Annotated in this window: 19 protein-coding genes; 8 read left to right on the top strand and 11 right to left on the bottom strand. The window is 59.6% G+C overall.

Annotated features, from left to right (window positions below):
• Window positions 1–12: 12 nt before the first annotated feature.
• The 3 genes from DW732_RS04295 to DW732_RS04285 form a co-directional block, all read right to left on the bottom strand.
• Window positions 13–867, bottom strand: a complete 855-nt coding sequence (locus tag DW732_RS04295) for a bifunctional 5,10-methylenetetrahydrofolate dehydrogenase/5,10-methenyltetrahydrofolate cyclohydrolase (RefSeq protein WP_118098897.1) — start codon at window positions 865–867, stop codon at window positions 13–15.
• A 2-nt stretch (window positions 868–869) separates the two neighbouring features.
• A complete protein-coding gene (locus DW732_RS04290; RefSeq protein ID WP_158567345.1) occupies window positions 870–1,502 on the bottom strand; it encodes a cyclodeaminase/cyclohydrolase family protein in 633 nt (210 codons plus the stop codon).
• A gap of 186 nt (window positions 1,503–1,688) precedes the next feature.
• Window positions 1,689–2,528 (bottom strand): zinc-ribbon domain-containing protein, encoded by an 840-nt coding sequence (locus tag DW732_RS04285; protein WP_118098895.1) that lies wholly within the window; start codon window positions 2,526–2,528, stop codon window positions 1,689–1,691.
• A 363-nt stretch (window positions 2,529–2,891) separates the two neighbouring features.
• Between DW732_RS04285 and DW732_RS04280 the strand changes: the two genes are divergently transcribed.
• Both DW732_RS04280 and DW732_RS04275 read left to right on the top strand, forming a co-directional pair.
• Window positions 2,892–3,497: a hypothetical protein gene (locus DW732_RS04280; RefSeq protein ID WP_118098894.1), complete on the top strand. Its 606-nt coding sequence runs from the start codon at window positions 2,892–2,894 to the stop codon at window positions 3,495–3,497.
• Between the two features lie 225 nt (window positions 3,498–3,722).
• Complete coding sequence (locus DW732_RS04275; RefSeq protein ID WP_118098893.1) at window positions 3,723–4,316, top strand: hypothetical protein; 594 nt, start codon at window positions 3,723–3,725, stop codon at window positions 4,314–4,316.
• A 94-nt stretch (window positions 4,317–4,410) separates the two neighbouring features.
• Here the strand turns inward: DW732_RS04275 and DW732_RS04270 are convergent, their stop codons facing one another.
• Window positions 4,411–4,680 (bottom strand): hypothetical protein, encoded by a 270-nt coding sequence (locus tag DW732_RS04270; protein WP_117794557.1) that lies wholly within the window; start codon window positions 4,678–4,680, stop codon window positions 4,411–4,413.
• Between the two features lie 243 nt (window positions 4,681–4,923).
• On the opposite strand from DW732_RS04270, the gene DW732_RS04265 reads away from it, so the two are divergent.
• The 4 genes from DW732_RS04265 (at window position 4,924) to DW732_RS04250 (ending at window position 6,774) form a co-directional block, all read left to right on the top strand.
• Window positions 4,924–5,094, top strand: a complete 171-nt coding sequence (locus DW732_RS04265; RefSeq protein WP_117734454.1) for a type II toxin-antitoxin system HicA family toxin — start codon at window positions 4,924–4,926, stop codon at window positions 5,092–5,094.
• A gap of 45 nt (window positions 5,095–5,139) precedes the next feature.
• Complete coding sequence (locus tag DW732_RS04260) at window positions 5,140–5,592, top strand: helix-turn-helix domain-containing protein (protein ID WP_117743008.1); 453 nt, start codon at window positions 5,140–5,142, stop codon at window positions 5,590–5,592.
• Between the two features lie 139 nt (window positions 5,593–5,731).
• Complete coding sequence (locus DW732_RS04255) at window positions 5,732–6,520, top strand: ADP-ribosylglycohydrolase family protein (RefSeq protein ID WP_117743009.1); 789 nt, start codon at window positions 5,732–5,734, stop codon at window positions 6,518–6,520.
• Window positions 6,521–6,552: 32 nt separating this feature from the next.
• On the top strand, window positions 6,553–6,774 hold the full coding sequence (locus DW732_RS04250) for a hypothetical protein (protein WP_117743010.1): 222 nt from the start codon (window positions 6,553–6,555) through the stop codon (window positions 6,772–6,774).
• A 462-nt stretch (window positions 6,775–7,236) separates the two neighbouring features.
• Here DW732_RS04250 and DW732_RS04245 read toward each other — a convergent pair whose 3' ends face one another.
• Window positions 7,237–8,574: a hypothetical protein gene (locus DW732_RS04245; RefSeq protein WP_118098892.1), complete on the bottom strand. Its 1,338-nt coding sequence runs from the start codon at window positions 8,572–8,574 to the stop codon at window positions 7,237–7,239.
• A gap of 218 nt (window positions 8,575–8,792) precedes the next feature.
• Here DW732_RS04245 and DW732_RS04240 point away from each other — a divergent pair, with 218 nt between their 5' ends.
• Window positions 8,793–9,974 carry a cation diffusion facilitator family transporter gene (locus DW732_RS04240; RefSeq protein ID WP_118098891.1) on the top strand — a complete coding sequence of 394 codons (1,182 nt, stop codon included), beginning with the start codon at window positions 8,793–8,795 and terminating at the stop codon, window positions 9,972–9,974.
• A 110-nt stretch (window positions 9,975–10,084) separates the two neighbouring features.
• Here the strand turns inward: DW732_RS04240 and DW732_RS04235 are convergent, their stop codons facing one another.
• Window positions 10,085–11,041: a hypothetical protein gene (locus tag DW732_RS04235; RefSeq protein ID WP_118098890.1), complete on the bottom strand. Its 957-nt coding sequence runs from the start codon at window positions 11,039–11,041 to the stop codon at window positions 10,085–10,087.
• Window positions 11,042–11,179: 138 nt separating this feature from the next.
• Here DW732_RS04235 and DW732_RS04230 point away from each other — a divergent pair, with 138 nt between their 5' ends.
• Window positions 11,180–11,416 carry a hypothetical protein gene (locus DW732_RS04230; RefSeq protein WP_118098889.1) on the top strand — a complete coding sequence of 79 codons (237 nt, stop codon included), beginning with the start codon at window positions 11,180–11,182 and terminating at the stop codon, window positions 11,414–11,416.
• Between the two features lie 291 nt (window positions 11,417–11,707).
• On the opposite strand, the gene DW732_RS04225 is transcribed toward DW732_RS04230, so the two are convergent.
• The 5 genes from DW732_RS04225 to ruvC form a co-directional block, all read right to left on the bottom strand.
• Window positions 11,708–13,726 carry a zinc ribbon domain-containing protein gene (locus DW732_RS04225; protein WP_118098888.1) on the bottom strand — a complete coding sequence of 673 codons (2,019 nt, stop codon included), beginning with the start codon at window positions 13,724–13,726 and terminating at the stop codon, window positions 11,708–11,710.
• Between the two features lie 400 nt (window positions 13,727–14,126).
• Complete coding sequence (locus DW732_RS04220; RefSeq protein ID WP_118098887.1) at window positions 14,127–15,794, bottom strand: formate--tetrahydrofolate ligase; 1,668 nt, start codon at window positions 15,792–15,794, stop codon at window positions 14,127–14,129.
• A gap of 144 nt (window positions 15,795–15,938) precedes the next feature.
• The gene (gene ruvB / locus DW732_RS04215; RefSeq protein WP_118098886.1) at window positions 15,939–17,006 is read right to left on the bottom strand and encodes a Holliday junction branch migration DNA helicase RuvB; all 1,068 of its coding nucleotides are present in this window, start codon (window positions 17,004–17,006) and stop codon (window positions 15,939–15,941) included.
• Window positions 17,006–17,626 carry a Holliday junction branch migration protein RuvA gene (ruvA, locus tag DW732_RS04210; RefSeq protein ID WP_118098885.1) on the bottom strand — a complete coding sequence of 207 codons (621 nt, stop codon included), beginning with the start codon at window positions 17,624–17,626 and terminating at the stop codon, window positions 17,006–17,008. The genes ruvB and ruvA overlap by 1 nt, the downstream gene beginning before the upstream one ends.
• Complete coding sequence (ruvC, locus tag DW732_RS04205; protein WP_055310210.1) at window positions 17,626–18,147, bottom strand: crossover junction endodeoxyribonuclease RuvC; 522 nt, start codon at window positions 18,145–18,147, stop codon at window positions 17,626–17,628. The genes ruvA and ruvC overlap by 1 nt, the downstream gene beginning before the upstream one ends.
• Between the last annotated feature and the right edge of the window lie 58 nt (window positions 18,148–18,205).

Genomic DNA, 18,205 nt, shown 5'->3' with positions numbered 1-18,205 from the left:
AGCCCAAAACGCCTATTTCGATGCGCGCTCCGCCGCCTCGATCACGTGCTTGGCGAGAATCGCGGTGGTCACAGCCCCCACGCCGCCCGGCACCGGAGTAATTGCGCCAACAACCGGCTCAGCAGCATCAAAATCCACGTCGCCGACCAGCTTGCCGGCGGCCTCGTCCCAGTTAATACCCACATCGATGATCGTCTGGCCTTCGCGAACCGCATCCGCGCCAATCGTGCGCGCGCGTCCAACGGCCGCAACCACAATATCAGGTGCACGGCACTCGGCAGCCAAGTCAAGCGTATGCGTATGGCACGTCGTCACGGTAGCGTTGCGAGCCGTAAGCATGGCGGCAACGGGACGGCCAATCACCAGCGACCGACCGACGACCGCGACTTTGGCCCCATCCAGCTCAACGCCGTAATGGTCCAGCAACGCCAACACGGCCTCGGCCGTGCAGGGAGCAAAGCCCTCGCCCCGCCCCGAAAGCGTGGTAAGCAGCGACGCCGGCGTCATAGAGTCAACATCCTTGGCGGGATCGAGCGCCGCGGCAACTGCATCCTCGTCAAGACCGGCAGGCAGCGGGCGGAACAGCAGACAGCCATGAACAGTGGGGTTGGCATTGATGTCCTTAATAGCCGCCAGTAGCTCGTCTTGCGAGACATCGGCAGGCAGCAACACGCGACGAGCCTCGATGCCCACCTTTTCGCAGCGCTTGAGTGCACCGCGCTCGTAGGACAGATCGTCCTCGCGCTCGCCTACACGGACAATGGCCAGCGTCGGGACGATACCCCGTTCGCGCAGGGCGGCGCAGCGAGCAGCAAGCTCCTCGGTCAATGCACGGGCAACGGGAGCACCCTTAAGCAGCTCTGCCATGGCTATCCCCTCTTCCTGGCGGCATCGGCAGCACGGCGTGCCAGCGCATCGGCGCGCGGCAGCCACGTATCCAGCAGTTCATCGCACGCCGCCTCGAGCTCCTCGGCGCGGGCGCGGTCCTTCATAGACGTGGTGTTGGCAAAGAGCGTCAGGCTCGCGCCCTGCATGGCGGCGCGGCAGAACACGGCACCGCACGCCACGTCGGACAGCAACTGGCGCGAGCCCTTGTCCGCCATGTCCTCGAGCAGCGCCAGCGCACGACCACAGGCGTCCATAATGCGGTACGGTGGCATGGCCGCCACGTGCAACGCGTCCTGAATCGCCGCAGGTCGAGCCGGGTCCTCGCGCGGAATACCGTACGCAGCGGACACCTGGCCGTACGCACGAACGTCCTCGGCGACCAGACCCACAAGTTCCTGTGCCAAATCATCCGCCTGGGCAAATGCGCGTGTCAGATCGTCTGCGCGATCGGAAAGCGCGGGATTGGTCGCCCCATAGCGAGCGACCATCCCGCATAACGAAGCGCCCAGCGCGCCCACAAAGGCGCTCGCGCTACCGCCGCCGGGAACCGGCTCGCGCGCGGCAAGCGCCTGGGCAAACTCGCGACAGGTTTTATCCATCATCTCTTGACTCATCGAAACACCTCTGCCCACCGCGCCGGCCACCACGGGCCGCACGCATAATAAAAAAATGGGACAACGACGCCAGGAAGCGGTTGTCCCATTCATCGATCTTGTCCAAGCCAGTCTAGCCCATAAGACAAAGACTGTCAGGAGCTCTGGCTATCGGTGTTTCCGATTGCCGGCTATAGGCACGGGCGCCTAGTCCACCTGAAACGTCGGCAGCAGTGTGTCGATAATCTTCGATCCCATGTCGCGGTTTGCAGTCGAGTACTCCAAATGCGCCGTGGCAATCGTCGAATCCGTGACGATCGTCTTTTCGTAAATGATCGTGTCGCCCTCGCGCCACGAGACCACGTACCAGTTGTCGCCCTCTGCGGTATAGAGGTCGGCCTTGCCCGAGGTGTCCTCATCGACGAACATCTCGTGTGCAGTTTCGTCGTTAATGTTGACGTAGCCAAACAGGTTGATTACAAAGCCCGTCTCCGGGTCCTCATACCTGGCGCCGCTGCCGTTGGGAGTATCTTCCATCTCAAAGCGATTGGGAATCGACATGCTATAAGGATGCATGTCGTTCGTGTACGTATACACGTCGGTTAGGTAATCGTCCGAATCGCCCGAACCGTAGTATGCCGACTCGTCCTCGGGAACGGCCTCGTCATCGGACGACGAGGATTCCTTGGCCTTGGACTTGTCGCTCTTCTTCTTGGCAGAAGAATCTTTCTCGTCCGAAGACCCGGTATCGATCACCGAGATTTGCGTGTCAGAGCTCTTGGACCCATTAAGCATCGTGAGTGCAAACACCGTGCCGCCACCGATGAGGACCACAGCAGCACATGCCACAGCGATAATGACCGGCGCCTTGCTCTTAGGCTTTTGAGGCGCAGGCGCGACCGGCGGCATCGACTGGGTTAGGCCCGGGGCAGAGGAAGGGCCAGCGCCCGTAGGCGTCGGCACGAAACCACCCGCCAGCGAGGCCCCGCAATGCGTGCAAAACGTCGATCCATCGGGAACTTGCTGTCCGCATTTTTGACAGAACATCGTTCGACCTTTCGTGGTTTAGCTTTTGTCACAGCCAAGTCTAAAACCTTAAGCCGGCATCGCTGTTGCGCAACATTGGGAGGATTAACCAAGCCGCACGCTTGCCCAGTGCCAGGCCCACCTTGCGGCAAGCCCGCACACGCAAACATGGGACATATGGCCCACCTTTCGAGACTCCCGGGCAGCACAAGCTGGGGCATATCTATAAGTAAGGAACCCGTTGGGGCACGGCCGCGCAACGGCCACAAGCGATGAACGGAGGCATAAGCCGCACGGTACACAGAGACATCCGCCGCCAGCGCAATCAGTACCCCAACAGCCTGCGGCGCCGTGATGTCATCGGCAGACAAGGAGGACGCCACCATGAAGAAAAAGACCCTATCGATCCTTTCCCTTTGCATCGCCCTCTTTGCCGCATTTGCCCTTGTCGGCTGCGGCGGGAGCGCATCGGGCGGGGGCGGCAGCGCCGCCAAGAGCGAAAGCAAGGAAAAAGCCCCCGTTGCCAAGAAGACTGACTTCATTTGGTTTAAGGTCGAGATGCCCGAGGGCGTCGGCGTAAGCGACTCCGCCGGCAAGAATGCAGATAGGATTCAGCTCACCTTCCCCGAAGATGAGAACGCCTCGGGCGATCGCCTTATCCCCGTTTGGAAAAAAGCGCTGACAGCTGAGGAGTCCCACGCCGAACAGGCAGAAAAGAAGGGGGATACGTTCCAGTGGAAGGATGGCGGATCCGTCGAGTATAACGGCAGGACATGGCTCGTCGGAACGTACGAGGACAACAGTGGCATCTCAACACTCCTCTTTACCGACGTTGAACCGGGAAGCGTCTACGTCCTTATCTCAAACTTCGAACTGCACAAGAAAGAAGCCGAGGCACTCCTCAACTCCATCGAGTTCCCCGATGACATGGCGGAGGCGGTTTCCGAGGCACGCGAAGTCGAGATTTCGAGCATCGAGATCAAGCATTAGGGGCTCGCACGCAGCATCGCATGCGCAGTCATTACATGATCGGACGTCCAGCCGGGGGAGGATCGGATCAGCCGGTCCTCCCCTACTTATATCGCGACATATTGCCACTTGTCGGCGCAAATCCGGCCCCAAGAATGGGACATGTGGCCCACCCGAACGAGCCGCTCGCGCGTACAGTAAAGACAGGTAATCCATGGGCGGTTACAGACCGAGGAGGACACGACCATGAAAAAGAAGGCCTTTGCGATTCTCACCCTCTGCATCAGTCTCTTTGCCGCAGTTGCCCTGGCAGGCTGTGGTGGAAGCGGCGGCGCTGCCGGCAGCGGTGGGGGCGGCGGCGCAGAAAAGCTGGCCGTGGATATGAGGACCGACTTCATCTGGTTTAAGGTCGAGGTCCCCGAGGGCGTCGAGATCACCGACGTCGCAGGCGATACCGCCGACAGGGCCCAGTTTAAGTTCACCGAGAGCGAGCACGCCAGCGACCGCTTCATCCCTGTCTTCGACTCTGACAAGAACGCCGACGAGCTGTTCGACTACGAGGCAAAGTGGAAGGCCAACTCCGGATGGACCGAAAACGACCCCGTTAAATACAACGGCAAGACCTGGCGCAGTGCTTACTTCACGCACTCGGGCGGCGTAACGACTGAGTACTTCACCGACGTTGAGGGCGGCAGCGTCTACGTGCGCATCGACAACGTCGAGGAGCACAAGGACGCCGTCGAAGCCATGATGAAGTCCCTGGAATTTGCCGATGACATCGCCAAGGCCAAGACTGAGGCCATGGACGTCAAGCTCGAGGATATCGAGATCAAGCGCTAAAGCTCCAACGGCATGCAGCAGCGCCGTTTTAGCTCAGCCGGGATGCAAGGTGCGACTCCTTGCATCCCGGCTTTTTGTGTTCGAAAGCGCCCGGTCACATCACCATGTTCAACGCATTCACAAACTCCTGAGCTTGGAAGCGGCTGCTCGGGCTAAAGACACAAGCAGTCAACAACCTGTTGCGCAGGAAAACGTCGCGGCCCTTGACCCTGTTGACCCCCGTGATGTCCTTAAGATAGACAATCTCGGTGTGCTTGCCGCCGAGAACGCCCTTCTTAAGCACCTCAAGGCGATTCGGGTAGATCTTAACGTCTTTAAACCTACCCGAACCTTTGTCCTGGAATAGCAGCGTATTGTTGTCCATGCGCGTCACTCCCGTGGGGCTCGCTAAAACTGTCTCTATGGTCACATTTTAGTCACCGCAAACCCTTTTCGCGGTCGCGCACGGAGCACCAAATCGTGTCCGCACGAGCAAATAAACTAATACCGCAAGGACTATAAGCCGTTATCCAAGGATGGTGAAATAAAACAAGGGATTAGCAATGGCTAAGATTTAAGTCTAAAACCCTTAGTAAGTGCTAATATATAGTTATTGAAAGAGGCTGAGATGCAGAGACGCGAATTGATCCGTATCCTCGAAGAAGCCGGCTTCATCTCGAAAGGAGGCACCAATCACGAGAAGTTCGTCAAAGGCGACAAGCTCGTGCTCGTGAAACGCCATCGAGAGATCGAGGAGCAAATTGCCAAAAGAATCCTAAGGCAGGCAGGGCTTCGATAGCTCATCCTCATCACATTTCGCATCGCTTTTTAAAGGAGGTCTTACATGGTTTACGTATGGGAATTCGAGTTCTTTGATTCGGACGGCGTTGTCGACGCTGTGCCATGTGGCTCGCTGGGCGGAGGTGGAACGTTCGGATCCGACCTAAACGACGCTGTCGAAAGCGCCGCTGATTTTCTCGCATGCATGGTCGATGACCACCTAATGGGCGGCGTTGACCTGCCTGCGCCGGACTTTGGCCACGAGCCGCAGCACAGTGGCAAGATTATCGCCGTGGCCGTCAGTCGCGAACTCAACGATATCCCCGCCGTCACCGCAGCGGATGCCGCGCGCATACTTGGCGTTAGCTCGGCAAGAGTATCGCAACTGATAAATGCTGGACTGTTGGATTCATGGAAGGATGGCACCAAACGCATGGTATCCAAAGCTTCCATCGAGGCACGACTCGCCGACGCTCCAAAGGCAGGACGCCCAAAAGAAATGCCTGTTGCCGTGTAAAGAGACGTCTAGGCATACCATTTTGGCATATTGACTATTGAGTTCTCTCGATTCGCGACGCACTGCGTCGCGAATCGAACTGAACATATTGCCGCAGGTAGCCGCGCATCCTCAATCCAAAGTACGAGAGGTGTTTCCCATGACAGACAGACCGAAAACAACGCTACGCGACTGTATTTACGGGCTTGCCGTCGGCGACGCGTTGGGCGTTCCCTACGAGTTCAGGCCCCGCGGCACGTTCGAATGCACGGACATGATCGGCTACGGCACGCATGGGCAGCCCGCCGGCACTTGGAGCGACGACACATCTATGACGCTTGCCACCTGCGACTCGATTAGGGAGCTCGGGCATATCGACACCGCAGACATGCGCGACAAGTTCGTAAGCTGGATTGCCCGTGGCGAGTATACGATTGACGGCGTTTTCGATTACGGTGGTACGACCGCCTGCGCCTTGCACGCCGGCAAAGGTGGCTCCGGCGAGCGCGACAATGGCAACGGATCGCTCATGCGCATCGCTCCCCTGGCGTTCACCGATGCGACGGACGAAGAGGTCAGAAAGGTCTCCGCGATTACGCACGCCCACAGAACGTCAACCGACGCATGCATCATATATGTCGAGCTGATGAGGGATGTGATGAACGACGTGCTCCCCTCGTGGGCACTCCATCTGAAAGGCGTGCCCGAGCACGAAATCAGGTCCGGCGGCTTCGTGCGCGACACGCTTAAAGCCGCTACCTGGTGCTTTGTCAACACCAACAGTTACGAAGATTGCGTGCTTGCCGCCGTCAACCTGGGCGACGACACCGACACCACCGCAGCCGTCGCCGGCGCCCTCGCCGGCACGGCCTACGGTCTCAAAACCATCCCACAGGAGTGGGTCGACGCCCTACGCGGAAAAGAGCTGATTGAGAGCTGCCTGTTTTAGGGCGCCATTCAAGAAATAAGGCAGGAGGCGTCATGGAGAGGAAGATCGCAAATATAGACGAGTTCCAAGTGGACGAAAACGGGATTCCGCTATTTCCAGCAGGACTGAAGGAAGAAGCCAACCTCTATGTCCTCCCCGACGGGCGTTACCTCCCCTGCGGGGTCTACCGGACCGAAGATGGCGGCTCGCTCATTTATGAGCCATCCGAACTAAGCTTCTTCGGGCAGATGCTTGCCCAATTCAAAGAGAGCTAGAGGCTTGATTGCCCGTTAGATCGACACTGCTCCAAACCAGGGGGCAGGCTATCCTCCACCGCGGCCCGTGAGGTAGAATTATGATTGCCGCGGAATCCGCCTGCGGGCAACGCTCCGATCTCCGATTGGGGTGAAGCCTATGAACTTGTTTCTTGAAATCCTGCGCCTCTCGATGTATGTGACCGGCATTGCACGGAACCTCTACTCGATCTGGCAGGAATATAAGCAGTAACGGATAGCGAAGGGAGTCATAAAGAAAGGGCCGGTTGCAGCCGGCCCTTAAGACACTTGTACCTGCGTTGCCCGCGTCTCCGAAGTGTGACTAGCTAAGGAGCGGGTTCCGCGGCACATCCTGATTTTACCCAGTGGCAAGACTCTTTTACAGCCGTTCCACCGTTTATTTACATCTGCCAACATGGGCGGGATGTTTCGCACTCTCGCGAACCAACCGGCACCATTCCCCTACTTACCAAAAATCGCAGCGAACAAGCCCCTGCGCTTGGGCCTTTCTTCTCGGTAGGAACCCTCGGCAACCGCTGATACCTGGCGCGGTTGCTCGCCGTCTCCACGGCGCACGATCTGGTATAGGAACGGCGATTTAACGTATTTGACCTCGATGGGCGTGGCATGCACGGTGCTTTCGCTCGACAGCATCACGTTGGGATTGAGCGGTGCCACCACATGCGTCTCGCGCTTGTCGCTAAACACTACCGCCGCCGCGCGGCCCGTCTGGCCGTTTACGGCAATGCGCACCTGTTCGCCATCGCGGCTGTCCGTCGCCGGACGATCGACAAAGTAGACCGGTACCATCACCAGGCCGTCCTTATGTTTGCGGGCCTTACGCGCCCAGGTGCGGATGCTCTTTTTATTGAGCCCCAGCACCGCCTCGGCATCGTTGCCGGCAATGTCGAGCGCCAGCTTGTCAATGACCACCTGGTCCTTGGTGGACGCATCGACGGAGACAATCCGGAAGTCGCCTTCTTGCATGGCCGGGTCAAACGGCCCAACCTTGGCAAAGTCCCACGGCTCCAGAATGCCCATAAGGCGAACGTCCAGGTAGTTTGCCCTGGGATATGCCCAGTCGAGCACCTCGTAGTACACCAGGGTTTCCTTGTTCAGGCCTTTGCCCGGGAAGGACGCCATCATGCGAAGATCCGCAAGTGCCATGGGGAAGTAGAAGAGCATCATATCGTTTTGGATCGCATCTTCCACATCGTGGCCGGCAAAGGCATCTGGGTATTGGCGTACCAGCTCAAGCGCATTGGCACGCGCCTGCTGCGGCGTTATCTCGCAGGGAATACCCTGCTCGGGCACATATTCCGCACCAACGCCCATGGTCAGACGCTTGCTAAACGTCCCCGGCTTGAGCAGTTCAGCGACACCGATTTTATTGCCGCACGAAGGGCACTCAAACACGCGCTGGGTCGATGACCCCTCAAAGGACGCGCCGCAGAAGGGGCAGGGAATGCTCACGTGCGTAGCTTCTTGGAACTCCTGCGCCGTGCCGCGGTCCTCCCACAGCAGATGCTCCAGAACCGACTGATTGCGCCAGTGCGCATTGAAGAAATACCACTCCTGGTCCTCTGGGCGCTCAAGCTGCGAGACGTGTGTGAGCTTGAGCAGCCCGTCAACCACCGTCAGCGGCGTATGGCGAATGCCCAGGACGCTCTTGGGCTCCCCCGCATCGGCCTGCCACGGAACGACCGCGCCGCAATAGGCGCACTCAAAGCTGCGCTTAGCCTGGTGTGAGTACATGGGGCCGCCGCAGTTTTGGCATTTAATAGCAAACATCTCGTCCATGGAAACGTCCTCCTTTGCACAGGGGCTGTCGACATTAAGTATGTCGAGTAAACAGTCACATGCCCATACCCATGTGGCCCAAAATGGACCACCCAGGCAGACGAGAAGACTCGCTCGTTAGCACCGGCAGACTATTGCTGCATTTTCTGAGCATCGGTGCACGGCGCCCCCGCGCGAGCTACACTATCCCCTTAAACATGATTGTGAGGACGATCGCCATGCTATTTGTTCATCGACTGGTACATAAACTTGTTCCCGGCAGCGAGGGCGAGCCGGTCGATGCCGGCACCCGCACAAACGCGGGCTTTGCCGCAAGCCTCATCTGCATTGGCCTCAACATCACTCTGTGCCTGGCCAAGGGCATCGCGGGCCTGCTCGCCGGTTCCGTCTCCCTCATCGCCGACGCTTTCAACAACCTCTCCGATGCCTCGAGCAACATCGTGAGCCTGCTTGGGTTCCGCCTTGCCAGCCGCCCGGCAGACGAAGGCCACCCCTATGGCCACGGCCGCTATGAGTACCTAGCCGGCCTATTCGTCGCCGTCCTGGTTTGCGCCGTCGGCATCAACCTGATCCTCGAGTCGGTCACTAAGATCATCAAGCCTTCCCCCACCGCATATTCGGTGCTCTCCTTAGCCGCCCTCGTCTTGTCCATGCTCGTTAAGCTCTGGATGGCCGCGTTCAACCGCGCACTGGGCAACCGAATCGATTCCGAGACGCTCATCGCCACAGCACAGGACTCCAAAAACGATGTCATCACCTCGGGCGCGGTCTTGACGGCAGCACTTATTTCGCAAACGACCGGCTTTGACCTCGATGGCTGGGCAGGCCTGGGCGTGGGCATCTTCATCTGCATCAGCGGCATGGGCCTCGTGCGCGACGCCATCAGCCCGCTGTTGGGGCAAGCGCCCGACCCCAAGCTCGTCCAGGCAATCCGCGACAAGATCATGTCGTATCCGCAGGTCCTGGGCACGCACGACCTCATGGTGCACGACTACGGTCCCGGCCGCCAGTTTGCCAGCGCCCACGTGGAGATGCCCGGCGAGGGCGACGCGTTTGAGCACCACGAGATCCTGGACACCATCGAGCACGACATCAAGCATCAGATGGGCATCGGCATCACACTACACTGCGACCCCATCGCCACCACCGGCGACGACCTGCGCGGCTGGGTCAAGCGCGGCATCATGCAGATCGATCCCGCGCTCTCCATCCACGACCTGCACGAGCACGACGGGTTCGTTTCGTTTGACCTGGTGCGTCCCGACGGTTTTGACATATCCGACGAGGAGCTGCTGGAGCTCGTCACGCGCATCGTGCATGAGCGCCGGCCCGATGTCTCGTGCGTCGTCACATTTGACTCGGGCTTCAGCTCGCCCGACCGTCCGGCCGAGCAGCTGTAACCGACAGCAAAACGGGACGCAGGGCCGCCGACCAACGCACCTACGCGCTCGGTCACGCGATCCTGCGTCCCGTTTTTGTTTGCACTGCTAAGGCTCTAGCCGCTCGACCGCTAGTTTCCCTGTGCGCCCGAAATGCCGTTTTGCAGGGCACCCCAGGCGTTCGTTGCCATATCGCCCAGGTTCTGTGCGGTATCGCCGAGGTTCTGAGCCGTGTCGCCCAATTGCTGGGCCTTATCTCCCAGCTCCTGCGCCTTGTTGCTCAGGTCTTCCAGCGTGTTGGAGCTCGAGCTGTCCGCGCCGCCCTGGTCGCCGGGCGCATTACCCGACGAGCCGTCCTTGTGCGTAAGCTGGACCTCCAGGTTGCCATCGCCGTTGTAGTAGGCAGACGTCACGACCCAGTTAGCATCGACAACGGGCGTCGAGCCGTCATCGGTCAGGATCACGGCGTTCGAAAGATCGGCCCCGCGCGACTTGAGGAGCTTCTTGGCGTTGGACCAGTACTGACCCGGGATATCGCTCAGGTCGACGGTGCCGGACTGGGTAGTCTCGGCCTGCTCGGCCGTGGTATCAGTCGTGGCGCCCCGCTTGTTGAGCACGCCCGACACGATGGCGAACACAACCGACAGGGCAAAGAAGATCGCCAGCACGATCAGGATTTTCTTGATCACGCTCGACGAACGCGACGGCTTCTTCTCCTCGTCCTCGCCATACTGAGGGATGGACTTGGGATACTCGCGATAGGGCTCGCGCGCATATCGGTCGCACGACTCGTAGCGCGGCTGTGCCGTGCGCGGCATATATGTCGTCTGCTGAGGTTGCGGAATGGGATTATGCAGCAGGTCATCATAAGGGTCTGCCGCCGCGTTGCCGTAGGGGCTCTGCGACGAGACATCATACGGGTCCTGCGCTGCGTTTCCGTAATTCACAACGCGCGTGGGATCGGCCGACGCCCGCGTCGTATCGGGGGCAGCGTAGCCGGGATTCGGCACGACGCGGGTCTCATCGGCGCCATTGCCCGTCCGCGGGGAGCCGTAGCCACCCATTACGGTCGTCTTATCCTGGTCCATGCAACGATTCCTTTCCGTCGCCCGTAAGCATCAAGTTATCCATGCATTCTACCCGCGCAAAAGCCTATGATGGGCAAAGGTCGTCGGTATCTACAAGACATGCGCGGCCGACGGTCGCAAGCGAATCGAGGATATGTCATGGCAAAAAGCAAGCTCATCAAGGACACGACGCGCGCCGAACGCGAGGAGATCATTAAGCTGGCGCTCGCGGGCTGCGGCAACGGCAGCTGCGATAACTGCGGCAGCTGCAGCTTGGGAGCAGGCGATCCATATGGCACCTACCAGCCCTACATTGACGGCGAGATGGAAATCGCCGACATCAACATGATGGTCGCCGAGCGCAACGCCATACTCTTCGGCCTCCAGCGCGGTTAATGATCCCTTCTTGGGCTGTGCACCAAAAAATGCGCCCATCTACTACGTTTAACCCAAGGGTGCCAACCATAGCCATATCTGCGTTAACAAAACCGCAGGTAAACGTCTTGCCACATTGTTAAAAAACGCTCCATGGTCGGTCCAACCCTGGTAAACGTAGTAGATGGGCGCTTTTCGTGGCACGGCTGGCCCAGATAGCTTGTCTCGGAGCCAATTTGCATCAAAAAGTCCCCGGCGGCGCTGCGTTTTGCGTCACCGGGGACTGTTCAGATTACTCCCTGCCGATTTGCTCTACTCGTTGGGCACGCACGTGGCCTTGGCTCGGTCGGGCGTTACATCCTGACCGCAGGAATAGCTCGAGTCGAAGGCGTGCGCAACCAAGTCGTGGGTATCCCATGCCATGCAGTCAAACTCGCCAGTATCGAGGACGATGATATAGCCCTTGCCATCGTAGTAGAAATGATCCTCGGTGTAGTTATCGTCATCGTCGATGTTGTCTTCGGACACGGAGTCCATATCCGGCTTTGCCGTCCTAATTGCCTGCTTGGCCTCACTCTTGAGCGTGTCAAACGAGAGCCCGTGCTGCGCAAGCGAGTCCTCGAGCGAAACCTGCTCACCTGTCTTGAGGTTGTAGTACGCCGACCTCGTCTTCTGCACCGATCGATACGGAGGCTGATAACTGTTGGTGAACGTACGCACGCAGGCAATATCGCCATCGATCGAGACGATCTCGGCGGTATACATCATGGTCACGCGACTGTCCTCGTCGTCCATCGAGGCCTGCTTGCTCGCTTCGAGCGTATCCGCGACCAGCTGAACCATATCCTTGTTAAACTTGGCGACACCCACGCCCTGGCCCTTTACCTGAGGATAGGTCCATGTAGCCGAAATCTGGCACGTGTCATCGGGGGACGGATTCAGCGGGCCCTCGCCAACCGCGGCCGTAAAGTTGACATCCTGCGTGGCAGAGACGGCCTCGTAGCTCGCCTGCGCATCGTCAGAGTCCTTCGACTTCAGCTGCTCCAGCGTCGTGGCGACCGTGCCAATGGTGCTGTTAACCGAGCCCTCGTCGGCATACAAGAAACCAAAACCGCCCAAAGAGGCAGAACCGACTTCATTCGGGGCAACAAGGTCGGTCATGGCTTTGAATGACTTTCCATCGTAGCCAATGAATTTAACTTGGTATTCGTGAGCAGAAGGACCACTTTCGCCAGAGAGATCGCTTTGCTTAATTGCTGTCCCATGGTCATACCACTGCGAAAAACCAATCTTGCCCTCGTATTCATCAAGCCAGACAGACACACACGCCTCCTGATGAGATACGTTTACCTCTGGCGTGTAGACCTTCTCAATCTCGCCATTCTTATACGCCCAGACCTCAAGATGCGCAGCGGCTGCGTTATCCCCACGGTCCACCGGTTCATCGGAATACTCAATCAGCAGCTCATCTTGACCATCACCATCAAAGTCAATGAGCTTAGCGTAAGCCACGCCCCGGGCTCCATGCGCATATTCATCGAACTCAACGGCCTCGCCCTCGCCGTATTTCTTCTGGTACTCGAGAATCTTATCGGTGAACAGCTCATTTGCCGTCTTGACCGCTGCCTTGGCAGAGGCCTTGGCCTCCTTCTTGGACTGTGTGAGCTCAACGCTCTTAGGGGCGTCCGAACCTTCCTTGGTATAGTCGACCTTCATGGTGGTCGTGCTCTTCTTTTTGCCCTTGCCCGAGGTGATGGTCATCTGGTACTTCTGGTCGGGCAGCTCGCCAAAGTCCTCCATGGCAAAGCCGTCCTCGCCATCGACCTTGATGGTGTAGCTCTTGCCCTTGCCGTTAGTAGGCGCCAGCTCGACGGTATAACTCTTGAGCTTTTTGCCCTTGCTGTTCTTAGGGAGGATCTTGGTCTCGCATGCGCAGACAACGTAGCCCTTGCCGCCCGAAGTCACCTCGGACGACGCGCCAATACGCGGCACGATCACGATAGCGGCGACAATGGCGACAACGGCAACACCGCCGATAACGGCAGCGACGATACGGCCCCTGTGCTTGGGCTTCTTGGGCTGCGGCGTCGGAACAAACGGCTGAGCGGCCTCGGCAGGCTCGGTCATAGGCTCCTCATAACGAGGCTGCGCCGCCATATGAACCGGAACACCCTGAGGAGCTTGCTGTCCCTCAGGAGCGGCCGCCGGCGCATCCCCTACCGGAAACGCCACGGGCTCCGCCTGGTCCTCGGCGCAACCCACGCGAGCCCCGCAGCTCGTGCAAAACGTGGAACCATCGGGTATCTGAGCTCCGCACTTGGTGCAATACATCGCATCTCCCGTCTCTCGTCGCAGCCGCAATGCGCCCGCGCAGTTCTTCCAACTACACCGTACGGGAGAAATCGTGATTCTTGTTGCGCAACATTGCCGCCACGTCCAAAACTATGCCGGTTTACTACGATAAATCGCCCGAACCTGAGCACGCTACTTTACAGAAAAACAAAACCGCAGGTAGACGAATCGGTCATTATCGGAAAATCCAGATATGGTCGAGGTATTCCTATTCATCGTAGTAAACCGGCATAGTTTTGGACGAACGACCCCATACGGATAGCCTCATTGACCCAACAACCGCAAAATGATCCGTTTTTCTCTGTCCCCTTGGGATTAAAAAGCCCCGCCGGGCCTTGGTAGGCGCGGCGGGGCGGGCAAGCGGCTATGAGCAGCATGCTTAGAACAGGCCGGTGATGTTGCCGTCGTTGTCGACGTCGATGTTCTCGGCCGCGGGAACCTTGGGCAGACCCGGCATGGTCAGAACGCTGCCGGTCAGCGCGACCACAAAGTGGGCACCGGCGGAAACCTTGAGCTCGCGCACCGTGATGCGGAAGCCCTCAGGAGCGCCCAGCGCCTTGGCGTTGTCGCTAAAGCTGTACTGGGTCTTGGCAACGCACACCGGCAGGTTGCCAAAGCCGTTCTCGCGCAGCTCGGCGAGCTGGCGCTTGGCAGCCGGCGTAAAGTCGACGCCATCGGCGCGGTAGACCTTAGTGGCGACAGCCTCCAGGGCGTCGGCCACATCGGCACCGTCCTCGTAGGCAAACTTGAGCTCGCTCGGCTGCTCAATCAGGCGCATGACCTCATCGGCCAGATCGAGCGCGCCCTCGCCGCCCTTGGCCCAAACTTCGGACAGCTTCACGTTGACACCCAGCTTCTGGCACTCGGACTCGATGAGCGCAAGCTCGGCCTCGGTGTCCGTCGGGAAGCGGTTGATGGCGACCACGCAGGGCAGACCGTAGACGTTCTGGATGTTGTCGACGTGGCGCAGCAGGTTGGGCATGCCGGCCTTGAGGGCCTCGAGGTTCTCGTCGTTGAGGTCGGCCTTGGCAACGCCGCCGTTGTACTTAAGCGCGCGGGCGGTGGCGACAATCACGACGGCGCTGGGACGAACGCCCGTCATGCGGCATTTGATGTCGAGGAACTTCTCGGCACCCAGGTCGGCACCAAAGCCGGCCTCGGTAATGGCGACATCGCCAAAACGCATAGCCATACGCGTGGCCATGATGGAGTTGCAGCCGTGGGCGATATTGGCGAAGGGACCGCCGTGGACAAACGCGGGCGTACCCTCGAGCGTCTGCACCAGATTGGGCTTGAGCGCATCCTTGAGCAGTGCGGCCATAGCTCCCTGGGCCTTAAGGTCGCGTGCGCGGACGGGCTCGCCGGCAAAGCTGTAGCCGACGACGATCTCGCCCAGGCGCTCCTTGAGGTCGCTGATGCTCGTAGACAGGCACAGAATTGCCATGACCTCTGAGGCGACGGTGATATCGAAGCCGTCCTCGCGCGGCACACCCTGGGCCTTACCGCCAATGCCGTCGATGACGTGGCGCAGCTGACGGTCGTTCATATCGACGACGCGCTTCCAAGTGATACGTTTAACATCGATACCGAGCTGATTGCCCTGCTGGATGTGGTTATCAAGCATGGCTGCCAGCAGGTTGTTGGCGGCACCGATGGCATGAAAGTCGCCGGTAAAGTGCAGGTTGATGTCCTCCATGGGGATGACCTGGGCCCAACCGCCACCGGCGGCACCGCCCTTCACGCCAAACACGGGACCGAGCGAAGGCTCGCGCAGGGCCACGGCGCTCTTGACGCCGCGACGACGCAGGCCGTCGGCCAGACCGATGGTCGTGGTGGTCTTGCCCTCGCCCGCAGGCGTTGGGTTGATAGCGGTCACGAGGACGAGCTTGGCCTGGTGATCAGTCGGCTCGTTGAGCAGTGAATAGTCGACCTTAGCCTTGTCGAAGCCGTACGGAATAAGGTGCTTAACGTCGACGCCGGCGTTCTTGGCCACCTCGGTAATAGGCAGCGGCGTGACAGAACGTGCGATTTCGATGTCAGTAGGCATGGGCGGTCCTTTCGTTACCGAATGAGAAAAAGACCAATTCAGCATAGCACGGGCGCGCAATAGTAAAACACCCATAACCGATGAACGGCGATTTGTTTACCCGATGCCCAGCGATAGCCCAACAGCCCGCCATAACAAAGCGCCCTAAACGGTAGGTTCAATCCCCAGGTGCTCAAAGGTACGAAGCGTTGCCTGGCGGCCCTGGGGCGTGCGAATCATCAACCCGCACTGCAGCAGATAAGGCTCATAGACATCCTCGAGCGTGCCTGGGTCCTCGCCCACCGCGCTGGCAAGGGTCGTAAGACCCACGGCGCGACCGGAGAACGTCTTGGCGAGTGTCTCCAAAATGCGAATATCCATCCAGTCCAAGCCAAGCTCGTCGATCTCGAAAAACTCGAGCGCCTGACGGCAGATATCGAGCTCGATAGGGCCGTTGCCGCGCACCTGCGCGTAATCGCGCACGCGCTTGAGCAAGCGATTGGCAAGGCGTGGCGTGCCGCGCGAACGCGAGCCGATCTCGAGCGCACTGGGATGGTCGATCGTCACGCCCAAGATAGTCGCCGAGCGCGTCACAATCTGGGCGAGCTCCTCGACCGTGTAGTAGTCCAGGCGATATGAAATGCCAAAGCGGTCGCGCAACGGGCCGGTCAACATGCCCGAACGGGTCGTGGCCGCCACCAACGTAAACTTGGGAATATCCAAGCGAATCGAGCGCGCAGCCGGACCCTTGCCGATCACGATATCGAGCGCAAAGTCCTCCATCGCGGGATACAGAACTTCCTCGACCGAACGGTTGAGGCGGTGGATCTCGTCGATAAACAGCACGTCACCCGGTTGCAAGTTAGTCAGGATGGCCGCCAGGTCGCCCGTGCGCGCGATGGCCGGACCGCTCGTCGTCTTAATCTGAGCGCCCAGCTCGTTGGCGATAACCGTAGCCAGCGTGGTCTTGCCCAGACCCGGAGGGCCCGAGAAGATCACGTGGTCGAGCGTCTCGCCGCGGCTCTGCGCGGCCTCAATCAGCACGCGAAGGCTCTGCTTGATATGCTCCTGACCGCAGTAGTCATCCAAGCGCTGGGGACGCAGGGTACGATCGACATCGAGGTCCTCGGGCGTCAGCTCCGAGCCCACCATGCGCTCACCGTGCGCCATGAATGCCGCCGGCGAGTTGCCGGGCGTCGCCCACAGGTCCTGAGAGTCATCGGCTTCCCACATCACGCATCCATTCCAAGTCGCTTAAGCGCCGCGCCGAGCAGATCCTCGACACGCATATTCTGCCCATCATACCCGCTCAGGGCAACATCGGTCTCCTGCGGGCTAAAGCCCATGGAGAGGAGCGCCGCGCGGGCATCGTCGATGGCCGAGGGAGCGGCGGCGGGCACGGGCATCGAAACCTGACCGGGAATCACATCGACCGGCACAAAGCCCTTGTCCTTGGCAAAGGTGCTCTTGAGCTCCAAGATGAGGCGCTGGGCGGTCTTTTTGCCCACGCCGGGCACCTTGGCCATGCCCTTGTCGTCCTCGGCCATCACCAGCGAATACAGCTGCCCCACGGTATAGGTGGAAAGCACGGCGAGCGCCAAGCGCGGGCCAACGCCCGAGACGGACACGAGCCGGCCGAACATCGTGCGCTCGTCCTTGGAGGAAAAACCGAAAAGTGTCATGGCGTCCTCGCGCACCTGCATACGCGTGTAGAGGCGGACCTCGCCGCCGGGCGTCGGCAACGTGGCCGCGGTGCTGCCCGAGATGCCGAGCTCAAAGCCCACACCCGACACATCGACGACAGCAGAGCACATCGTGGCTTCGACAAGCGTTCCATGGAGCTGGGAAATCATCAGTATCCGGTTCCTCTCTGTTGATAGAACTCGCCACCGGTAAGCGCCCGGGTTCGGCTGAGGTTTACATGGCAGATGGCGCAGGCCAGGGCATCGGCGGCATGGTCGGGATGCGGGTCGTGGTCGAGCTGCGTGAGCGTGCGTACCATGTAGGCGACCTGCCGCTTGTCCGCGGCGCCGGTGCCCACCACAGCCTGTTTGATCTGCATGGGCGTGTACTCGCCAATCTCGAGCGCGCACTCCGAAAGCGCCACGAGCGCAGCACCGCGGGCATGCGCCGTGGGGATGGCCGAGCGGACGTTAGCGCCAAAGTAGATGCTCTCGATAGCAGCGGTATCGGGACGGTAGCGTTCGACGACATCCTTAAGATCGCGGGCGATATGCGACAGGCGCACCGCGAGCGGACTTCCAGCACTGGTCTCGATGCAGCCATAGGCACGGCAGCGAACCTCGCCACGCCGCTCCTCGATAATCCCCCAACCCGTATGGGCCAAACCGGGGTCGATACCCAAGATAACCAAGCCAGCCTCCCCTCGCCAAAAGCACGGCGCAAGGCAAGGCCTCGCGCATCATTCACGA

This window comes from Collinsella sp. AM28-11LB, assembly GCF_003469895.1.
Taxonomy (GTDB): Bacteria; Actinomycetota; Coriobacteriia; order Coriobacteriales; family Coriobacteriaceae; genus Collinsella.
The sequence above is the reverse complement of the archived record's forward strand: the minus strand, read 5'-3'. Positions and strand labels throughout refer to the sequence as shown.